This is a genomic window from Azospirillum sp. TSO22-1 (assembly GCF_003116015.1).
Classification (GTDB): domain Bacteria; phylum Pseudomonadota; class Alphaproteobacteria; order Azospirillales; family Azospirillaceae; genus Azospirillum.
In genome coordinates this window covers 1-17,723 of sequence record NZ_LGQZ01000035.1, presented here as the reverse complement: position 1 = coordinate 17,723, position 17,723 = coordinate 1, and the positions used below count along the sequence as shown (strand labels likewise).

Annotated in this window: 22 protein-coding genes; 13 read left to right on the top strand and 9 right to left on the bottom strand. The window is 69.1% G+C overall.

The window, feature by feature from the left end:
- The first annotated feature begins 7 nt into the window (after positions 1 to 7).
- Together TSO221_RS10980 and TSO221_RS10975 are read left to right on the top strand one after the other, a co-directional pair.
- A complete protein-coding gene (locus tag TSO221_RS10980) occupies positions 8 to 406 on the top strand; it encodes a DUF971 domain-containing protein (RefSeq protein WP_109118535.1) in 399 nt (132 codons plus the stop codon).
- A 120-nt stretch (positions 407 to 526) separates the two neighbouring features.
- Complete coding sequence (locus tag TSO221_RS10975) at positions 527 to 751, top strand: hypothetical protein (RefSeq protein WP_146208767.1); 225 nt, start codon at positions 527 to 529, stop codon at positions 749 to 751.
- Here the strand turns inward: TSO221_RS10975 and TSO221_RS10970 are convergent.
- A complete protein-coding gene (locus TSO221_RS10970) occupies positions 748 to 1,443 on the bottom strand; it encodes an HAD family hydrolase (RefSeq protein ID WP_109118533.1) in 696 nt (231 codons plus the stop codon). The genes TSO221_RS10975 and TSO221_RS10970 overlap by 4 nt on opposite strands.
- Before the next feature lie 85 nt (positions 1,444 to 1,528).
- Here TSO221_RS10970 and TSO221_RS10965 point away from each other — a divergent pair, with 85 nt between their 5' ends.
- The 4 genes from TSO221_RS10965 to TSO221_RS10950 all read left to right on the top strand — a co-directional run bounded on the left by TSO221_RS10965 (position 1,529) and on the right by TSO221_RS10950 (position 3,683).
- Complete coding sequence (locus tag TSO221_RS10965) at positions 1,529 to 2,722, top strand: pyridoxal phosphate-dependent aminotransferase (protein WP_247878001.1); 1,194 nt, start codon at positions 1,529 to 1,531, stop codon at positions 2,720 to 2,722.
- 44 nt (positions 2,723 to 2,766) lie between these two features.
- A complete protein-coding gene (locus TSO221_RS10960; RefSeq protein ID WP_199229444.1) occupies positions 2,767 to 2,985 on the top strand; it encodes a hypothetical protein in 219 nt (72 codons plus the stop codon).
- Positions 2,985 to 3,305 carry a type II toxin-antitoxin system RelE/ParE family toxin gene (locus TSO221_RS10955; protein ID WP_109118531.1) on the top strand — a complete coding sequence of 107 codons (321 nt, stop codon included), beginning with the start codon at positions 2,985 to 2,987 and terminating at the stop codon, positions 3,303 to 3,305. Before TSO221_RS10960 ends, TSO221_RS10955 begins: the two co-directional genes overlap by 1 nt.
- A 168-nt stretch (positions 3,306 to 3,473) precedes the next feature.
- Complete coding sequence (locus tag TSO221_RS10950; protein ID WP_109118530.1) at positions 3,474 to 3,683, top strand: DUF1127 domain-containing protein; 210 nt, start codon at positions 3,474 to 3,476, stop codon at positions 3,681 to 3,683.
- A gap of 113 nt (positions 3,684 to 3,796) precedes the next feature.
- Here the strand turns inward: TSO221_RS10950 and TSO221_RS10945 are convergent, their stop codons facing one another.
- The 5 genes from TSO221_RS10945 to TSO221_RS10925 all read right to left on the bottom strand — a co-directional run bounded on the left by TSO221_RS10945 (position 3,797) and on the right by TSO221_RS10925 (position 8,606).
- The gene (locus tag TSO221_RS10945; RefSeq protein WP_109118529.1) at positions 3,797 to 4,930 is read right to left on the bottom strand and encodes a type III PLP-dependent enzyme; all 1,134 of its coding nucleotides are present in this window, start codon (positions 4,928 to 4,930) and stop codon (positions 3,797 to 3,799) included.
- 488 nt (positions 4,931 to 5,418) lie between these two features.
- Positions 5,419 to 6,600, bottom strand: a complete 1,182-nt coding sequence (locus tag TSO221_RS10940; protein ID WP_109118528.1) for a multidrug effflux MFS transporter — start codon at positions 6,598 to 6,600, stop codon at positions 5,419 to 5,421.
- 64 nt (positions 6,601 to 6,664) lie between these two features.
- Complete coding sequence (locus tag TSO221_RS10935; RefSeq protein ID WP_109118527.1) at positions 6,665 to 7,159, bottom strand: Hpt domain-containing protein; 495 nt, start codon at positions 7,157 to 7,159, stop codon at positions 6,665 to 6,667.
- Entirely contained in the window at positions 7,156 to 7,755 is a 600-nt protein-coding gene (locus TSO221_RS10930) for a response regulator (protein WP_146208766.1), read from the bottom strand. The genes TSO221_RS10935 and TSO221_RS10930 overlap by 4 nt, the downstream gene beginning before the upstream one ends.
- Before the next feature lie 125 nt (positions 7,756 to 7,880).
- On the bottom strand, positions 7,881 to 8,606 hold the full coding sequence (locus TSO221_RS10925; RefSeq protein WP_109118526.1) for a SprT family zinc-dependent metalloprotease: 726 nt from the start codon (positions 8,604 to 8,606) through the stop codon (positions 7,881 to 7,883).
- A gap of 196 nt (positions 8,607 to 8,802) precedes the next feature.
- Here TSO221_RS10925 and TSO221_RS10920 point away from each other — a divergent pair, with 196 nt between their 5' ends.
- The 6 genes from TSO221_RS10920 (at position 8,803) to TSO221_RS10900 (ending at position 14,451) form a co-directional block, all read left to right on the top strand.
- Positions 8,803 to 9,858, top strand: coding sequence for a HAMP domain-containing sensor histidine kinase (locus TSO221_RS10920; protein WP_146208765.1), 1,056 nt, complete (start codon positions 8,803 to 8,805; stop codon positions 9,856 to 9,858).
- A gap of 87 nt (positions 9,859 to 9,945) precedes the next feature.
- Positions 9,946 to 10,101: a hypothetical protein gene (locus TSO221_RS35345; RefSeq protein WP_158284057.1), complete on the top strand. Its 156-nt coding sequence runs from the start codon at positions 9,946 to 9,948 to the stop codon at positions 10,099 to 10,101.
- 79 nt (positions 10,102 to 10,180) lie between these two features.
- A complete protein-coding gene (gene ugpB / locus TSO221_RS10915) occupies positions 10,181 to 11,509 on the top strand; it encodes a sn-glycerol-3-phosphate ABC transporter substrate-binding protein UgpB (protein ID WP_247878000.1) in 1,329 nt (442 codons plus the stop codon).
- Positions 11,510 to 11,656: 147 nt separating this feature from the next.
- Positions 11,657 to 12,541: a sn-glycerol-3-phosphate ABC transporter permease UgpA gene (gene ugpA, locus TSO221_RS10910; protein WP_109118523.1), complete on the top strand. Its 885-nt coding sequence runs from the start codon at positions 11,657 to 11,659 to the stop codon at positions 12,539 to 12,541.
- The gene (gene ugpE / locus TSO221_RS10905; protein WP_109118522.1) at positions 12,538 to 13,386 is read left to right on the top strand and encodes a sn-glycerol-3-phosphate ABC transporter permease UgpE; all 849 of its coding nucleotides are present in this window, start codon (positions 12,538 to 12,540) and stop codon (positions 13,384 to 13,386) included. The genes ugpA and ugpE overlap by 4 nt, the downstream gene beginning before the upstream one ends.
- A gap of 3 nt (positions 13,387 to 13,389) precedes the next feature.
- A complete protein-coding gene (locus TSO221_RS10900) occupies positions 13,390 to 14,451 on the top strand; it encodes a sn-glycerol-3-phosphate import ATP-binding protein UgpC (RefSeq protein ID WP_109118521.1) in 1,062 nt (353 codons plus the stop codon).
- A gap of 172 nt (positions 14,452 to 14,623) precedes the next feature.
- Here TSO221_RS10900 and TSO221_RS10895 read toward each other — a convergent pair whose 3' ends face one another.
- Positions 14,624 to 15,877, bottom strand: coding sequence for a DEAD/DEAH box helicase (locus TSO221_RS10895; protein WP_109118520.1), 1,254 nt, complete (start codon positions 15,875 to 15,877; stop codon positions 14,624 to 14,626).
- 121 nt (positions 15,878 to 15,998) lie between these two features.
- On the bottom strand, positions 15,999 to 16,520 hold the full coding sequence (locus TSO221_RS10890) for a superoxide dismutase family protein (RefSeq protein WP_109118519.1): 522 nt from the start codon (positions 16,518 to 16,520) through the stop codon (positions 15,999 to 16,001).
- A gap of 182 nt (positions 16,521 to 16,702) precedes the next feature.
- On the opposite strand from TSO221_RS10890, the gene TSO221_RS10885 reads away from it, so the two are divergent.
- Positions 16,703 to 17,125 (top strand): Fur family transcriptional regulator, encoded by a 423-nt coding sequence (locus TSO221_RS10885; RefSeq protein WP_109118518.1) that lies wholly within the window; start codon positions 16,703 to 16,705, stop codon positions 17,123 to 17,125.
- 3 nt (positions 17,126 to 17,128) lie between these two features.
- Here the strand turns inward: TSO221_RS10885 and TSO221_RS10880 are convergent.
- A partial coding sequence (locus TSO221_RS10880; protein ID WP_146208764.1) for a DUF1329 domain-containing protein occupies positions 17,129 to 17,723 on the bottom strand: 595 nt, incomplete at its 5' end.

The following is a 17,723-nucleotide window of genomic DNA, read 5'->3' as shown; positions in this document are numbered from 1 at the left end:
CGGCGTGATGAACGAGGATCCCGGTACGCAGCGCCCTGGGACCGAGCATTGGCCGGTCGAGGTCCGCCTGAAGTCGGCGGAAAAGCGGCTGGAGATCGACTTCGACAACGGGGTCGGCTTCTCGCTGCCGGCGGAGTTCCTGCGCGTCAGCAGCCCGTCGGCCGAGGTGCAGGGGCACGGGCCGGGGCAGAAGACCCTGCAGCGCGGCAAGATGCACGTCGGCATCATGAAGCTGGAGCCGGTCGGGCACTACGCGCTGCGCATCGTCTTCGACGACCTGCACGACAGCGGTATCTACACCTGGGCCTACCTCTACGAGCTGGGCGAGAACCAGGAGCGGCTGTGGGCCGAGTACCTGGCCGAGCTGGAGGAAAAGGGCTACAGCCGCGACCCGCGGGTGCGCTAAGCGCGTCCCCGGGCTGCGGCGCGCCGCCGCATGTCTTCCTCTCCGGACTCGCTTGTGTAGTTAGATAGAATTTTATACAAATCAATCACGAAAGCGATCAACCTCGGAAGGGAGGCTGCCGTGTCGTCGATGGAGTGGTTTGAGGAGCGCCTCGAACAGCGCCGGTCGATGCTGGCCCGCCATCGGGAAATCCAGCGCGAGCGCCGGAAGAACGCGCGGAAGGTGGCCCGCGTGGCGCTGGCCGTCACGCTGGTGGTGCTGAGCATCCTGGCCGTGGGCATCACCCGCAAGGCGCTGACCGTGATCGAGCACGCCCAGGGGATCGAGAACCAGCGCGTTTCCTAGGCGCCGCCTCGCAGCCCGGCCAGAATCCCGTCCAGCTCCCGCACCGACTCGATCCGCCGGTAGCCCTCGGCCGGCGGCTTCGCCACCTCGTGCGCCCAGGTGAGGTGGTAGGGCACGTGCACCGCGTGCCCGCCGACCTCCAGCACCGGCAGGACGTCGGAGCGCACCGAGTTGCCCACCATCACGAACCGCGCCGGATCGACGCCGTGCCGCTCCAGCACGCGGCGGTAGGTGGCGGGGTCCTTCTCGCTGACGATCTCCACCGCGGCGAAGCGCTCGGCGAGGCCGGAGCGGGCGATCTTGCTCTCCTGGTCGAACAGGTCGCCCTTGGTGATCAGCAGCAGCCGGTAGCGGCCGGAGAGCGCCTCCACCACCTCGGCGACGCCGTCCAGCAGGTCCACCGGGTGCTGCAGCATGGCCTTGCCGAAGTCGATCAGCGTCCGGATGTCGGCGGCGGCGACGCGGCCGTCGGTGACCTCGATGGCGGTCTCGATCATCGACAGCACGAAGCCCTTGATGCCATAGCCGTAGACGCCGAGGTTGCGCCGCTCCGCGTCGAGCAGCCGCGTGTCGATCTCGGCCGGGTCGGCGGCGTGCGCCAGCAGGCTGCGGAAGCGGTCCTGCGTCATCGAGAACAGCGACTCGTTGTGCCAGAGCGTGTCGTCGCCGTCGAAGGCGATGGTGTCGATCATCGGAGGTGCCGCCATGCTTTCGGAGAGATGCGCGGCGAAGAGGTAGGCTGCCGTTTGCTGCCTGTCCAGCGGATGCCCATCTTCCATGAACCGGACCCGTCACGACGCAGGGGGAGCCATGCCGCTCGGCGATTCCATCCGGCCGACCATCGAGGCGCTGCCGCACAGCCCGATCGCGACCATCGCCGATTACGGCCACGGCCGCCCGGGCATCATCCCGCTGTGGTTCGGCGAGGGCGACCTGCCGACACCCGAGCCGATCAGCGAGGCCGGCATCCGCGCCATCCGCGACGGCCACGTCTTCTACACCTACCAGCGCGGCCTGCCGCGTCTGCGCGAGGCGCTGTCGGCCTACCTGGGCCGCGTGCACGACGTGCCGGTGCCGGTGGAGCGCATCACCGTCACCTCGTCGGGCATGACGGCGATCATGAAGACGATGCAGACGCTGGTCGATCCCGGCGACGAGGTGGCCATCGTCTCGCCGGTCTGGCCGAACATCGTCAACGCCGTGCGGGTGATGGCCGGCGTGCCGGTCGAGGTGCCGATGCATCTCGGCAACCAGGGCTGGACGCTGGACGTCGAGCGGCTGTTCGCCGCCTGCGGGCCGCGCACCAAGGCGATCTTCGTCAACTCGCCGGGCAACCCGACCGGCTGGATCATGGAGCGCGGCGACCTGCGCCGGGTGATGGACTTCGCCCGGTCGCGGGGCCTCTGGGTGGTCTCCGACGAGGTCTACAGCCGCCTCGTCTACGACCGGCCGGCGGCGCCCTCGTTCCTAGAGGTGGCGGAGCCGGAGGACAGGCTGATCGTCGTCAACAGCTTCTCCAAGAACTGGATGATGACCGGCTGGCGGCTGGGCTGGATGGTGGCACCGGAGTGGCTCGGGCCGGTGCTGGAGAACCTCGTGCAGTACTCCACCTCCGGCACCCCGGCCTTCGTGCAGGAGGCCGGCATCGCCGCGCTGGAGGAGGGCGAGCCGGTGGTCGCCGACCTGGTGGCGCGCTGCCGCGCCGGGCGCGACCTGGTGTGTGCGGCGCTGGAGCGCCTGCCGCGTTTGCGCCTGACCTGCCCGCCGGGCGCCTTTTACGTCTTCTTCCGCGTCGAGGGTGAGACGGACAGCGTCGCGCTCGCCCGCCGGCTGATCGACGAGGTGGCGGTCGGGCTGGCGCCGGGGGCGGCGTTCGGCTCGGGCGGCGAGGGCTACCTGCGCCTGTGCTTCGCCGCCCGCCACGACCGGCTGGCGGAGGCGGTGGACCGGCTGGCGCGGGCGTTGGGGTGAGGGGCGTGCTGGAACCGTATTTCCCAATCGGGTATTGTTGAGACATGGCCAGCTTCAAGCACGCGCGCCCGTACGCTTCCATCCGAACCGACGCCCTGTCGGAGGAGAAGCGTGCCGCCATTCAGGAAGGACTCCGCGACTTGGAAGACGGCTTGGGCGTGCCACTCGCCGAGGTGGAAGCCTGGGTCGAGTCCTGGGATACGTCTGGCGAACTTCCCATGCCACAGCCGCGGGCCATCAAGGGGCTTGGGCGCGGTCGCTGATGGGGCGCCGTGGTGTGGTCCTCTCGCCGGCGGCGACGCGCGATCTCGGCCAGATCCGCGCGTGGTACAGCCAGCCGGGCGCCGGACCTCGGGCAAAGCGCAAGGCCACCGCCATCGTCCGCGCTCTTCGGGAACTCGAGCGGTATCCTTACATCGGCACGCCAAGCGATGAGCCCGGACTGCACGAGCGCGTCGTCGAGGAGCACACGATCATATATCGGGTGCGGGACGACATGGTCGCGGCCGAAGTGGCTGGCGACATCCTGGTGATTCGTATCTGGCAGCCCGGCCAGGATCGCCTCCGCCAGCCTCCCTTGTGACAAGCCCGCGGCAGGCATGGCAAAACCACACTGCGGCTATGTCTTTCCGGCGGTGGTGGGGGTGCCGGAAATCGGGTAATTATATTACCACTTCAACCAATGAACCAGGAAGGCGCGGCGGCCCGGAACCGGGCGGCCCCTTCGCCACAACAACAACGGAATCCCACCATGTCCATGGCTCTGCGCTCGACCCATCATGTGGGTCATGACTCGCTGGCGACGATCGTCAGCCATCTTCTCGACACCGTCGCCGAGTGGCACCAGCGCGCCGTGTCGCGCCGCGAACTCGCCCAGCTCGACGACCGCATGCTGCACGACATCGGCGTCACCTCGGCCGACGTCGAGCGCGAGATCGGCAAGCCGTTCTGGCGCTCGTAAGTGCCCCGGCTGATGAAAAGGCCGCTTCCCTGTGGGGGAAGCGGCCTTTTTCGTGCCTGAACGTGCTTGCCGCCATGGCCGGGGAGAGGCCCGGCCACGGCGGTGAACGTGGATCAGATGCAGTACTGCTGCAGCGGCGCGAAGCCGTTGAAGCAGACGGCCGAGTAGGTCGTCGTGTAGGCGCCGGTGGCGTGGATGCGCACGCGGTCGCCGGCCTTGAGGTCGAGCGGCAGCTTGTACTCCGCCTTCTCGTACAGCACGTCGGCGCTGTCGCAGGTCGGGCCGGCGAGCACCACCGCCTCGGTCTCCGTCTCCGTCTCGCCCAGCACTTCGATGGGGTACTGGATGGCCTCGTCCATGGTCTCGGCCAGGCCGCTGAACTTGCCGATGTCCAGGTAGACCCAGCGCTTGGCGTCCGCGGCCGACTTGCGCGACACCAGCACCACCTCGCTCTCGATGATGCCGGCGTTGCCGACCATGCCGCGGCCCGGCTCGACGATCGTCTCGGGGATGTGGTTGCCGAAGTGGCGGCGCAGGCTGTCGAAGATGGCCTGTCCGTAGGCGGCCGACTCCGGCACGTCCGAGCGGTAGCGGGTCGGGAAGCCGCCGCCCAGGTTGATCATGCCGAGATCGACGCCCAGCACCTCCAGCTCGCGGAACAGCATCGCCACCTGATGGATGGCGAGGTCCCACTGCATGAGATCCTTCTGCTGCGAGCCGACGTGGAACGACACGCCCCACGGCTCGACGTTCATCGCCTTGGCCTTCAGCAGCAGTTCGCGGGCCATCTTCAGGTCGCAGCCGAACTTGCGCGACAGCGGCCACTCGGCGCCCTCGCCGGAGGTCAGGATGCGGCAGAACACGCGGGCACCCGGCGCGGCGCGGGAGATCTTCTCCAATTCCTCGACGGAGTCGAAGGCGAACAGGCGCACGCCCAGCTCGAAGGCGCGGCGGATGTCCGACTCCTTCTTGATGGTGTTGCCGTAGGAGATGCGGTCCGCCGTGCAGCCGGCGTCCAGCACCATCTGGATTTCCGGCACCGAGGCGGTGTCGAAGGCCGAGCCGAGGCGCGACAGGAGGCTCAGGATCTCCGGCGCCGGGTTCGCCTTCACGGCGTAGTAGATGCGGGCGTCGGGCAGGGCGTCGGCCAGCGCGTGGTAGTTCTGCTCCACCACGTCGAGATCCACGACGAGGCACGGGGTCTGCGGGCGTCGCTCCTCGAAGAAGCGCGCGATCTTCTCGTTCATCCCAGTCTCCTGGCCCAGTCTCCTGGACGAAGCCAAATTCAGGCAATAGGGGCGTGTGGCGTCGGGTACGGAGCGGCGGAACGCGTCATCTGACCGAAGAAGCCGGTCAGGCGTTCAGCCGCCCATACTGGACGAATTGCCCGTATGGGACCGGTGGTCCGGACTGGACTGCACGGAATGCTGTCGGAGACGGGTGGGCTCGAGCCCACCGACAACAACATGAACCATCGTAACCTCCAAGTCGCCGCCTTGCTTAAGGGACGGTCGGAAATCACGCGTTACGTCGTTGCATAACCACTGCTCGAGGGTCGAGGGCGGGCCAGCGGCACGTGCGCTTGCGAGTTCGCGTTACATAGATCGAATGCCCTGCTGAGAAAAGAGAAAAATTGGCGGGCGTATAAAAAACTTCACAAACCCGTAACCTATGTGTGGCAACCCGGAAATGTCGCAATTCTGTCAATGGCTTAATGACGATTTCCGACTGCCCGTCAGCCCTTCGTGGCGAGCGTCCGGTAGGCCGCCGCCGCACCCAGCGCCACCAGCGCCACCGCCGCCATCATGGGCAGCGCGGTGCCGTCGTGGAAGTGGCCGACCCCGATGCCGATCAACGCCGCCACCGTCATCTGCACGAACCCCAGCAGCGCCGAGGCGAGCCCGGCCATGGTCGGGTACGGCCCGACGGCGCCGGCCATGGCGTTGGGCATCGTCAACCCGGTGCCCAGGATGAAGACGAACATCGGCCCGACCACCGCTGGGACGCTCGCCACGTCCGCCACTGCGAGCGCCAGCCCGGCCAGCCCGCCGCCCAGCGAGACCAGCGTGCCCAGGCGCACCATGCGGTCCACGCCCAGGCGCTGCGACACCCGCCCGGCCAGGAACGTTCCGGCCATATAACCGAGCACCACCGCGCCGAAGCTCAGCCCGTATTCCGCCGGCGACAGTTTCAGCCGGCCGATCAGCACGAAGGACGAGCCGGAGATGAAGGAGAAGATGCCGCTGTAGGCGCAGGCCACCGTCAGCATGTAACCGACGTAGGCCCGGTTGCCGAGCAGGCGGATGTAATTGCCGAACAGGCGCGCCGGCTTCAGCGCCTCCTCGTCCAGATGGGCGTTGGTCTCGCGCAGCAGCAGCAGTGTCGCCGCCAGGACCGACACCGCGATCAGCGCCAGCGTCACGAAGTTGGCGCGCCAGCCGAACAGCTCGGTCAGCAGGCCGCCGAACACCGGGCCGATGGCCGGGGCCAGCGACATCGCCATGGACATGTAGGCCAGCACCGTGGCTGCGCGGTCGCGGCCGAACACGTCGCGCACCACGGCGCGCGCCACCACCGGCCCGCAGCACGCCCCCACCGCCTGGAACGCCCGCGCGACGATCAGCTGGTCGATGCTGGCGGCCAGCGCGCAGGCGACGCTCGCCGCCAGATAGATGGAGATGCCGCCGACCAGCGCCGGACGCCGTCCGAAGCGGTCGGACAGCGGCCCGTAGATCAGCTGCGCCGCCGCGAAGCCCACCAGGAAGACGGACAGCGTCAGCTGCACCGTGACGATGTCGGTGTCGAACACCGTCACCAGCGTCGGCAACGAGGGAAGGTAGAGGTCGGTGGACAGCGGGCCGAAGGCGACGAGCGCGGTCAGCAGCACACGAACGGCAAGGGAATCGGATCGGGGCATGGCGGGGGCGCATGAGGCGGCGGGCGAGGCCGCACTATAGCCGCCCAGCCGCCGGCTGTCCCGCTCAGGCTCGTTCGGGGGAGAGCACGTGGCGGACGGCGCGCGCCAAGCCGTCCAGCAGCGGTTGCGCCCCGGCGGTCTCGCCGCGGGCGTCGCAGTCGGCCTTCAGCGCGGCCATGGTGTCGACGTGCAGGGTGACCACCGTGCCGCCGCGCGCCCGGCCGGGACCGCCGGCCTCGATGAACGCGCACAGCGACTCGGCGGTGCCGCCGACGCTGCCGAAGCCGAAGGTCTTGGCCTCGCCGCGGATCTGATGGGCGATGGCGAAGAGGGTCTCCGTCGCCGCCGCGCCGCCGCCCGTGGCCAGCGCCCGCAGCGCGTGCAACTGGTCGTCGAGGTGGCGGGAATAGGCGGCGGCGCTGGCGTGCACCAGGGCGCGGAAGGTCGGCGGGACGGTCGGCGGCAGGGTGGGGCTGCCGCGGCCGACCTTGCTCTTCAGCCGATTCGGCGGCTGGACGATGCGGACGGAGGGGCTGTCGGGTGCGGTGTGCGTGCTCATTCACCGGCCTCCATCGGTTGGGCGGGCAGCGTGGTGGCGCCGCCCATGATCGCGGTGATCTCGCTCTGCGACAGGGGCCGGTCGGCGGGGCCCAGCGGCGGCGACTGGTGGTCGGTGCTGCGCCGGCGCGGCGTATCGTCGTCGGAGGCGCCGCGGCGGCGGCGGTCCGGTCCGCGATAGCCCGGCGCCTCGACGAACGGGCGCGGCCGTTCGATGACGGACACCAGGTGGTGGTACATGGTCTGCGGCGAGGCCGGCTTGACCAGGAACTCGTTGACCCCGGCGTTGCGCGCCGCCAGCACGTTGCCCAGCGTGCTGTAGGCGGAGATCATGATGACCGGCACGTAGCGCGCCTCACCCGGCAACCGGCGGAGGCGCCGCGTCAGCTCCAGCCCGTCCATCGGCTTCATGTCCCAGTCGACCAGCACGATGTCGGGTGGCGCGGAGTCCACGAGGGCCAGCGCGGCGTCGCCGGCCTCGGCCTCGTGGATACGGGAAAAGCCCAGGGACTTCAGCATCTGCCGCAGGATCACCCGCATCCAGACGCTGTCGTCCACCAGCAGTACGCTCGCGCGCTCGAAGGCATAGGCTTTCATCGAGCCTCCCGAGGATCCGGTCCGGCCGGCGCGCGTTTCCGCGCGACACCATCAAAGCGTAAGAGTCGCAACAATCGCGCGCAACACGACAAGCGACGGAGGAAGTAACGCTTTCGGCTTAGGCCTCAGCCATAGCGCAGAAGGCGGGCGCCGTTGGCTTTCAGCCAGGCGCGCGGGCCCTTCACTTCGGCGGTCAGCGTGGCGCACACCGCCCAGAAGCGGGCGGAGTGGTTCATCTCCACCAGATGCGCCACCTCGTGCGCGACCACGTAGTCGAGCACCGCCTCCGGCGTCAGGATCAGCCGCCAGGAGAAGGACAGCCGGCCGCTTGATGCGCAGCTGCCCCAGCGCGAACGGGTGTCGCGCACGGTCACCGCCGCCACCCGCTTGCCGATCCGTGTCGCCTTGGCGCGGGCGCGCTCGGCCAGTTCGCGGCGGGCCTCGGCGATCAGGTGGTCGTGGACGCGGCGTTCCACATGCTCCGGCCGGCCGCCGACCAGCAGCGCCCCGTCCTCGCGCCGGGTGCCGCCGCGCAGGTCGGGGACATGGCGGATGACGTGGTCCCGGCCCAGCACCGGCACCACGGCGCCGTCCACGAAGGGCAGGCGCGGCGGCAGCTGTTCCAGCCGGGCGCGCAGCCAGCCGTCGTGGCGGAGGATGAAGCGGTGAACCTCGGTCTCGGCCATGCCGGCGGGCACCACCACCTGGACGAGGCCGCGCCCGGCGTCCACCCGCAGGGTCATCCGGCGGGTGCGCGTGCTCTCGCGCAACTCCAGCGGAACGGGCAGCCCGGCGATGGCCAACGCGCGCGGCCCCTTTGGGGCGGCGCCGGGGGGGCGGCGAGTGGTCATGCCCTCTTATAGCCCGCCGCCGCCGCCCCGCACCAGCGTTCACGGATTGTTGTATTGCGGCTCCGGTGCCCCGGTCTAACTTTGTTCCAATGGCTCCTGACGATTGTCACATTTGACAGGCGAGCCGGCGCCGCAAGATAGTTGTGGCTGGAAGTGGTCAGGGAGCAGGACCGTCGTGGGCGAGTATAAGCAAGATGTGCGGAACGAACGGCCCGGCCAAAGCTTGGCCGGCAGCCGGGAAGATCTGCTGGATGCGCTGCTCGCCGCGGGCGGGGATCGACTGGCGATGCTGGACCCGGCGGCACGGATTCTTGTGGCGAACCGTCCGTTTGCCGCGGCGCTGGGCCGCCGCTCCGACGAGGTGGAAGGGCTGACCCTGGCCGAGGCCGGCATTCCGCAGGCCCCGGCGCTGACGGCGCTGGTCGGCGCGGTGGCGGCGTCGGGCATGGCGCTGACCGTCGGCGGCCTGCTGCCGGACGGCGAGGTGACGCTGGCGGCGGAATCCAACGGATCCGTTGTGGTGCGCGGCCGCAACCCGGAGGAGGAGGCGCGCAAGGTGCGCAGCCGCTTCCTGTCCACCGCACGACACGACCTGAACCAGCCGATCCAGGCCATGCAGCTGTTCCTGCACCTGCTGCAGGCGCGCACCGGCGACCCGCAGACGCGCGAGATTGTGGACCGCTTGGGCCAAGCACTGCAGGGGGCCGAGGGCTTCATCCGCATGGTGCTCGATGCCGCCTCGCTGGAGGCCGGGCTGGTGCGTCCGGAGCGCGGCGCGGTCGCCATCGACGACATGTTCAGCGTGCTGCTCCAGGAGTTCGAGGCGAAGGCCGAGGGGAAGGGGCTGCGCCTGTCGGTGCGCCCGGCCGAGGCGACGGTCACCACCGATCAGGCGCTTCTGCTGCGCCTGCTGCGCCACGTGGTGGACAACGCGATCCGCTACACCGAGGCGGGTGGCGTGCTGATCGCCGCGCGGCGGCGCGGCGCGCTGCTGCGGCTGGAGGTGTGGGACACCGGCCTGGGCATCCCGGAGGCCGACCTGCCCAGCCTGTTCGACGACTTCCACCAGATCGACGGGCGTGAGCGCACCAAGGGTCACGGCTTCGGCCTGCCGCTGGTGCGCCGGCTGGCCGCGGTGCTGGGGCACCCGGTGGCGGTGCGCTCCCGGCTTGGGCGCGGGACGGTGGTGTCGCTGAACATCCCCCTGATCGCCGCTCCGGTTCTGGTGCTGGACGACGCGCCGATGGCGTAGGCCGCCGGGCCTCTGCCCCCCGGCCGATTGACAGCGAACCATTTCCTCCCTCAGGGTGTGTGAAAAATACGGGGAGGAGGCGTTCCAATGGCGACGCCGTCACACACGCTTGCCGCTGGCTGGCCGCCGCCGCTGGCGACCATCCGCTTCACCGACACGCGCTACACCCCTTTGCCGTGGGGGAACGACGCCGCCGAAGTGCCGGCGACATGCGCGCGCCGTGGCGCCAGCATTTTCATCTAACCTTTACGTAAATGTCATGCTAAGGACGCTTAGGGATACCAGGGTACCGGCGTTCCGCACAAAAACAGGGAGGTGCATCGTGTCCAATCGTCTCGCGCTGGCTGCCGGCACGGCGGTCGCCCTCGCCCTGCTGGCCGGCCCCGCCGCCGCGCAGAAGGTCCAGTTGGAGTTCTGGCACGGCCTGCCGCAGCCGCTCGGCGGCCAGCTGGAGCAGGTGGTGCAGGGCTTCAACGCGTCGCAGGACAAGATCCAGGTCAACCCGACCTTCAAGGGCTCGTACCCCGAGGCCATGCAGGGCGCCATCGCCGCCTTCCGCGCCGGCAACGCGCCGCACATCGTGCAGATGTTCGAGGTCGGCACCGCCACCATGATGGCCGCCGGCCCGGCGATCAAGCCGGTGTACCAGCTGCTCCAGGAGACCGGCTCGACCCTGGATCCCAAGAGCTACCTGTCGGCGGTTGCCGGCTACTACACGACGCCGGACGGCAAGCTGGTGTCGATGCCGTTCAACAGCTCGACCACCATCCTGTTCTACAACAAGGACGCCTTCCAGAAGGCCGGCCTCGACCCCAACGCGCCGCCCAAGACCTGGCCGGAGCTGATCGAGGCGACCAAGAAGCTGAAGGCGTCGGGCTCGTCCTGCCCGTTCACCACCTCCTGGCCGACCTGGGCGCAGTTCGAGCAGTTCTCCTCGATCCACAACGTGCCGTTCGCCACGCAGGAGAATGGTTTCAAGGGCCTGAACGCCGAGCTGAAGATCAACAGCCCGCTGCACGTCAAGCACCTGCAGACGCTGATCGACATGCAGAAGGACGGCCTGTTCAAGTACGCCGGCCGCGACAACGCGCCGGACGCGCTCTTCCCGTCGGGCGAGTGCGCCATGCAGATGGCCTCCTCCGGCCTGCGGCTGCGCATCACCAAGGAGGCGAAGTTCGCCTGGGGCGCCGCCATGCTGCCCTACTGGCCGGACGTCAAGGACGCCCCGAAGAACTCGATCATCGGCGGCGCCTCGTTCTGGGTCATGACCTCGCCCAAGCGCACGGCGGACGAGTACAAGGCGGTGGCCGAGTTCCTGAAGTACCTCGGCCAGCCCGAGGTGGACGCCAAGTGGCACATGGACACCGGCTACCTGCCGATCACCGCCAAGGGCTACGAGGCGGCGAAGGCCGCGGGCTTCTACGACAAGAACCCCGGCGCGGACGTGCCGTACCTGCAGATGGCGCGCTCCGAGGTGACGGAGAACACCAAGGGCCTGCGCCTCGGCGGCCTGCCGGAGATCCGCAACATCATCCAGGAGGAGATGGAGAAGGCCTTCCAGGGCCAGCAGTCCGCCCAGCAGGCGCTCGACACCGCCGTCCAGCGCGGCAACACCGTGCTGCGCAACTTCGAGCGGGCGAACAAGGGGTGACGGCGCAAATCCCTCCCCCTGCTCCGCAGGGGGAGGGGAGGGACCCGCGAAGCGGGAAGGGTGGGGGCCGCGGCCTCCCCGAGAAGCCGTTGCCCCCACCTAACCTCCCCCGCCGGAGGCGGGGGAGGGACTTGCCTTAGAGACCCCATGCAGCGACGCGTCGTCTTCGAGAACAAGTGGCTTCCCTACCTGCTGCTGGCGCCGCAGGTGGCGATCACGCTCGTCTTCTTCCACTGGCCGGCGGCCCAGGCGATCGAGCAGTCCATGCTGTTGCAGGACGCCTTCGGCCTGCGCCAGACCTTCGTCTGGTTCGAGAACTTCGAGGTCGTGCTGAGCGACCCGAACTACCTCGGGACCATGCGGGTCACTGCGGTCTTCAGCCTTGCCGTCACCGTGCTGTCGATGGTGCTGGCGCTGCTGTTCGCGGTGCTGGCGAACGCCCATATCCGTGGGCGGAGCGCCTACAAGACGCTGCTGATCTGGCCGTATGCGGTCGCTCCCGCGGTGGCGGCGGTGCTGTGGCTGTTCATCTTCAATCCCGAAATCGGCGTGCTCGGCCGCGCGCTGAACAACATCGGGCTTCGCTGGGACTACCGGCTGAACGACGCGCAGGCGCTGTTCATGGTGGTGGCGGCCTCGGCGTGGAAGCAGGTCAGCTACAACTTCATCTTCTTCCTGGCCGGGTTGCAGGCGATCCCGCGCTCGCTGCTGGAAGCGGCGGCCATCGACGGCGCCGGGCCGGTGCGGCGGTTCCGGACGGTGACCTTCCCGCTGCTGTCGCCGACCACCTTCTTCCTGCTGGTGGTCAACGTCGTTTACGCCTTCTTCGAGACCTTCGGCGTCATCCACGCGCTGACCAAGGGCGGGCCGGGCAAGGCGACCGAGACGCTGATCTACCGCGTCTACCTGGACGGCGTGATCAACAACGACATGGGCAGTTCGTCGGCGCAGTCGGTGCTGCTGATGCTGGTGGTGGTGGCGCTGACGGCGATCCAGTTCCGCTTCATCGAACGCAAGGTGCACTACGCATGACGGCACGCAGACTGATCGACTGGGTGCCGCACGCCGTGCTGATCCTGGGCGTCCTGATCTTCGCCTTCCCGATCTACATGACGCTGATCGGCTCGACCTGGGACGCGGCAACCATCGCGCGCGGCAACCTGCCGCTGACGCCGGGCGATCAGATGGCGCACAACTACGTCACCGCCTGGACCGAGAGCCGCGGCTCGCGGGCCGTCTTCACGCCGGTGCGCACCATGATGCTGAACAGCGTCATCATGGCCCTCACCATCGCGGTGGGGAAGATCGTCATCTCCATCCTGTCGGCCTTCGCCATCGCGTTCTTCCGCTTTCCGGGCCGGATGCTGTTCTTCTGGATGATCTTCATCACGCTGATGCTGCCGGTGGAAGTGCGGATCATCCCGACCTACAAGGTGGTCGCCGACCTCGGCCTGATCGACAGCTACGCCGGGCTGACCATCCCGCTGATCGCGTCCGCCACCGCCACGCTGCTGTTCCGCCAGTTCTTCCTGACCATCCCGGATGAGCTGGTGGAGGCCGCGAAGATGGATGGCGCCGGGCCGATGCGGTTCTTCGTCGACGTGCTGCTGCCGCTGTCGCGCACCAACATCGCGGCGCTGTTCGTCATCCTCTTCATCTATGGCTGGAACCAGTACCTGTGGCCGCTGCTGATCACCACCAGCCGCGAGATGCAGACGGTCGTCGTCGGCATCGTGGCGATGATCGGCACCGGCGAGTCCGCCACCGACTGGAACCTGATCATGGCGACGACGATGCTGGCCATGCTGCCGCCGGTGGCGGTGGTGGTGCTGATGCAGCGGTGGTTCGTCAAGGGCCTTGTGGACAGCGAGAAGTAAGACATGGCGACGGTTGAATTGAAGCAGGTCCGCAAGTCCTACGCCGGCGTGCAGGCGATCAAGGGGATCGACCTGAACGTGGCGGACGGGGAATTCCTGGTGCTGCTCGGCCCCTCGGGCTGCGGCAAGTCAACGTTGCTGCGCATGGTGGCGGGGCTGGAGGCGATCACCGCCGGCGACATCGCCATCGGCGGGCGCGTGGTCAACGGGCTGGAGCCCAAGGACCGCGACATCGCCATGGTGTTCCAGAACTACGCGCTCTACCCGCACATGAGCGTGTTCGACAACATGGCCTACGGCCTGAAGATCCGCGGTCTGCCCAAGTCCGAGATCCAGGCGCGCGTCGACAAGGCGGCGGCGATCCTGGAACTGGGGCCGTTCCTCGGCCGCAAGCCCAGCCAGCTCTCGGGAGGCCAGCGCCAGCGCGTCGCCATGGGCCGCGCCATCGTGCGCGAGCCGGCGGTGTTCCTGTTCGACGAGCCGCTGTCCAACCTGGACGCCAAGCTGCGCAACCAGATGCGCGTGGAGATCAAGCGGCTCCAGGATCGGCTCGGCATCACCAGCCTGTACGTGACGCACGACCAGGTCGAGGCGATGACGCTGGCCGACCGCATCGTGGTGATGAACCACGGCGTGGCCGAGCAGGTCGGCACCCCCCTGGAGGTCTACCAGCGCCCGGCCAGCCTGTTCGTGGCGGGCTTCATCGGCTCGCCGCCGATGAACGTGCTGGACGCCGCGCTGGACGCGGGCGGCAGCGTGGCCGACCTGAGCGGGGTGGGCGTCGGCCTGTCACGGCCGTATGCGGATCACGCCGGGCGCACGGTGAAGCTGGGCGTGCGGCCGGAGCACCTGAGCGTGGGCGAGGGCGGGCTGCCGGTGACGGTGGAACTGGTCGAGGCGCTGGGCGCCGACACCGTGGTGCACGGGCGGCTGGCGGGCGGGCAGGTGCTGCTGGCGCGCCTGCCGGGGCTGCCGAGCTGCCGCGAGGGGGATGCGCTGACCCTGGTGGCGTCGGCGGACGCATGGCATGTGTTCGACGCGGAGACGGGGAAGCGAGTGGAGTAGGCGGAGCATTGCCCCCACCCCGACCCTCCCCCGCTGGGCGGGGGAGGGAGAAGAGTGGCGGAGTTCCCTCCCCTGCGGAGCTCTCGCGCAAGCTTTGCTTGCGCTGACGCGGCAGGCGGATCCTTCGGATCCGCCGAGAGCGGGGAAGGGTTAGGGTGGGGGCACGTGTCGGCTATGCCGCGCTCTTCTTCTGCCCGCCGCCATGCCGCGGCGGCCGGCGGTCGTGCCGCGCGCCCGGCTTCGGCGCTCCGCCGCCTTTGTGCGATGCGTGCAACTGCGCCACCGCCGCCGCGTGGTAGCGGTGGCTGGGATCGGCGGGCACCGGCTGGCGGATGGTCTTCTCGATGGCCTTGAGGTAGGCCACCTCCTCGGCATCGCAGAAGGACAGCGCCATGCCGGCACTGCCGGCGCGCGCGGTGCGGCCGATGCGGTGGACGTAGCTCTCCGGCTCGTTCGGCAGGTCGAAGTTGATGACGTGCGTCACGCCGTCCACGTCGATGCCGCGCGCCGCAATGTCGGTCGCCACCAGCGCCCGCACCTCGCCGGCGCGGAAGCCGTCCAGCGCCTTCTGGCGCGCGGTCTGCGACTTGTCGCCATGGATCGAGTCGGCGGACACGCCCGCCTTCTTCAGGTGCTCGGCGATGCGGTCGGCGCCGTGCTTGGTGCGGGCGAAGACGATGGTGCGGGCGATGCTGGTGTCGCCCAGCAACTCGGCCAGCAGGCGGCGCTTGTCGGCGCGCTCGACGAACAGCACGCGCTGGTCGATGCGCTCCACCGTGGTGGCCTGCGGCGTCACCTCGATGCGGAGAGGATCCGGGGCGAGGACGCTGGCCGCCAGCTTGGCCACCGCGTCGGGCATGGTGGCGGAGAACAGCAGGGTCTGCCGCGGCTTCGGCAGCGCGGCGGCGATCGTCCGCACGTCCTGGATGAAGCCCATGTCGAGCATGCGGTCGGCCTCGTCCAGCACGAACACCTCGACCGAAGACAGCACCGCGTGCTTCTGCGCCATCAGGTCGAGCAGGCGGCCCGGCGTGGCGACCAGCACGTCGGTGCCGCGGGCCAGCGCGTGCACCTGCGGCATCTGCCCGACGCCGCCGTGCACCACCGTGCAGCGGATCGGCAGGTGGCCGCCGTAGGTGGTGAAGCCGTCGCGGATCTGCAGGGCCAGTTCGCGCGTCGGCGTCAGCACCAGCGCGCGCATGGTCTTGGCCGAGAGCCGCCTGCGGTTCTCGAACAGGCGCTGGAGGATCGGCAGCGCGAAGGCCGCGGTCTTGCCGGTGCCGGTCTGCGCGAGGCCCAGCACGTCGCGCCCCTGGAGCAGCGCCGGAATCGCCTGTGCCTGGATCGGCGTGGCCGTGGTGTAGCCTTCGGCCTCGACGGCGCGCAGAAGGGGCTCGATCAGGCCGAGGTCTTTGAAATCGGTCATGGAGACGGGGAAATCCTGGCTGCTGGCCGCCGCCCGGCAAACCCCGGTGCAAACGCGGCAGCCCCTCAGATAGGGCGAAAACGCCGGATTTGCAAGGGTTTGCCGGACGGTGCGGCGCGGATCAGCCCTTCTTGATGACGCCGCAGGCGATGCGGTCGCCGGAGTTGCCGGCGGGATCGGTCGCGTAGTCGTCGGTCTTGGCGTGGATGACGAACGCGGTGCCGTTGGCGCCGAACAGGCTGTTGGCGGCGCCGTCGTTCAGCGAGACGCCGTGGGTGAACGCCTCGAAGCGGGCATGGCCGCGCTCGTCCACGTAGAAGCCGGGCAGGTCGCCGCCGTGCGGCTCCTTGCCGGCGAGGCCGTGCTTGGCGTTGTTCGGGTTGAAGTGGCCGCCGGCGGCGGCGAAGTCCGGCTCGCACTTGCCGGCGGCGTGGATGTGGAAGGCGTGCCAGCCCGGCGGCAGCCCCTCCAGCTCGCCGCGGATCACGATGCCGCCGGGGTGCTGGGTCAGCGTGATCTTGCCGAGGTCCTTGCCCGCCGCGTCCTTTATGGCGGCCGACGCGCCCGGCATGGACTGCGCGAAGGCACCCCCGGCGCACAGCGCCAGTGCGACCGCAACTGCGGCCGGTGCGAACAGCTTCATGGTTCCACTCCCCTCGTCGTTGTGCCGGTGTGCCGGCTCCCGCCATTGCAGCGTCAGCAAGGCTGTTGCGTCAACGGGCGATTTGGCATAGATGCGGCGTTCTGTCGCGTCATTGCTCAATCGGTGGGCGGCGGGCCGGCGGTATGATCGTCGCTCGTTCAAGGCGGGGAGGTCGGGAGCGCATGTCGTCACGGCTCGAGGCGCTGTGCCTGGAAAAAGGTTTGAAGATGACCGGCCAGCGCCGCGTCATCTCGCAGGTTCTGTCGGAGGCGGAGGACCATCTCGACGTCGAGGAGGTGCACCGCCGCGCCGTCCACCTCGACCCGCGCATCTCCATCGCCACGGTCTACCGCACCATGCGCCTGCTGGAAGACGCAGAGGTGGTGGAGAAGGTGGACTTCGGCGACGGCCGCGCCCGCTATGAGGAGAAGCGCGGGCAGCATCACGACCACCTGATCGACACCCGCACCGGCCACGTGATCGAGTTCACCAACCCGGAACTGGAGGCGATGAAGGAGCGCATCGCCCGCGAGCTGGGCTACCGCATCGTCGGCCACCGGCTGGAGATCTACGGGGTGCCGCTGAGCGACGAGGAAAAGCGGTAGGCGTCACCGCCGCTTTGGCACCAGCGCCTCCGGTGTGAAGTCCTCCGGCTTCAGCGGCCGGTCGAACCCCGGCGGCTTTTCGGAGCCGTCCAGACCGACCGCCAGATAGCGCCCGCTCGTCAGGTCGTAGGTCATCTCGCGCGCCGGCAGCAGAACCGGCACCTGCGGGTGCACGATGGGGTGCACCTCGGCGTAGCGCGCCAGCTCGCCATCCGGGCCGTAGTGCTCGGCCATCAGGATCTGCCAGGAATCCTCGTCCAGATAATAGACGCGCCGCGGGAAGGCGTGGCGCAGGCCGCGCTTCAGCGTCGCCTCGACCACCCAGACCCGGTGCAGCTCGTAGCGGGTCAGCGTCGGGTTGGGGTGCGCCGACCAGAACACCTCCTCCGGCGTCAGGTCGGGGGCGAGCAGGCGCCAGGCGTTGTACGGCACGTACATCTCGCGCCGGCCCAGCAGCTCGAACGAGAAGCGGTCGAGCAGGCCGGAGAACATGTCCTGCATGTCGGCGGTGCGCAGCCCGCCGGCCGCCGGGTCCGGCGTGTCGTAGGCGAAGTCGGTTGCCCGCACCGGCAGCGCTTTTTCGCCCGGCTGCTTGTAC

Bases quoted from the DNA above. Each gene is read 5' to 3' on its own strand.
- TSO221_RS10965 (WP_247878001.1), top strand. From the start codon at position 1,529: ATGAACCGGACCCGTCACGACGCAGGGGGAGCCATGCCGCTCGGCGAT.
- TSO221_RS10925 (WP_109118526.1), bottom strand. From the start codon at position 8,606: ATGACCACTCGCCGCCCCCCCGGCGCCGCCCCAAAGGGGCCGCGCGCG.
- TSO221_RS10940 (WP_109118528.1), bottom strand. From the start codon at position 6,600: ATGCCCCGATCCGATTCCCTTGCCGTTCGTGTGCTGCTGACCGCGCTC.
- TSO221_RS10970 (WP_109118533.1), bottom strand. From the start codon at position 1,443: ATGATCGACACCATCGCCTTCGACGGCGACGACACGCTCTGGCACAAC.
- TSO221_RS10885 (WP_109118518.1), top strand. From the start codon at position 16,703: ATGTCGTCACGGCTCGAGGCGCTGTGCCTGGAAAAAGGTTTGAAGATG.
- TSO221_RS10950 (WP_109118530.1), top strand. From the start codon at position 3,474: ATGTCCATGGCTCTGCGCTCGACCCATCATGTGGGTCATGACTCGCTG.
- ugpA (WP_109118523.1), top strand. From the start codon at position 11,657: ATGCAGCGACGCGTCGTCTTCGAGAACAAGTGGCTTCCCTACCTGCTG.
- TSO221_RS10955 (WP_109118531.1), top strand. From the start codon at position 2,985: ATGGGGCGCCGTGGTGTGGTCCTCTCGCCGGCGGCGACGCGCGATCTC.
- TSO221_RS10895 (WP_109118520.1), bottom strand. From the start codon at position 15,877: ATGACCGATTTCAAAGACCTCGGCCTGATCGAGCCCCTTCTGCGCGCC.
- TSO221_RS10935 (WP_109118527.1), bottom strand. From the start codon at position 7,159: ATGAGCACGCACACCGCACCCGACAGCCCCTCCGTCCGCATCGTCCAG.
- TSO221_RS10980 (WP_109118535.1), top strand. From the start codon at position 8: ATGAACGAGGATCCCGGTACGCAGCGCCCTGGGACCGAGCATTGGCCG.
- TSO221_RS10890 (WP_109118519.1), bottom strand. From the start codon at position 16,520: ATGAAGCTGTTCGCACCGGCCGCAGTTGCGGTCGCACTGGCGCTGTGC.
- TSO221_RS10960 (WP_199229444.1), top strand. From the start codon at position 2,767: ATGGCCAGCTTCAAGCACGCGCGCCCGTACGCTTCCATCCGAACCGAC.
- TSO221_RS10930 (WP_146208766.1), bottom strand. From the start codon at position 7,755: ATGAAAGCCTATGCCTTCGAGCGCGCGAGCGTACTGCTGGTGGACGAC.
- TSO221_RS10900 (WP_109118521.1), top strand. From the start codon at position 13,390: ATGGCGACGGTTGAATTGAAGCAGGTCCGCAAGTCCTACGCCGGCGTG.
- ugpE (WP_109118522.1), top strand. From the start codon at position 12,538: ATGACGGCACGCAGACTGATCGACTGGGTGCCGCACGCCGTGCTGATC.
- TSO221_RS10945 (WP_109118529.1), bottom strand. From the start codon at position 4,930: ATGAACGAGAAGATCGCGCGCTTCTTCGAGGAGCGACGCCCGCAGACC.
- TSO221_RS35345 (WP_158284057.1), top strand. From the start codon at position 9,946: ATGGCGACGCCGTCACACACGCTTGCCGCTGGCTGGCCGCCGCCGCTG.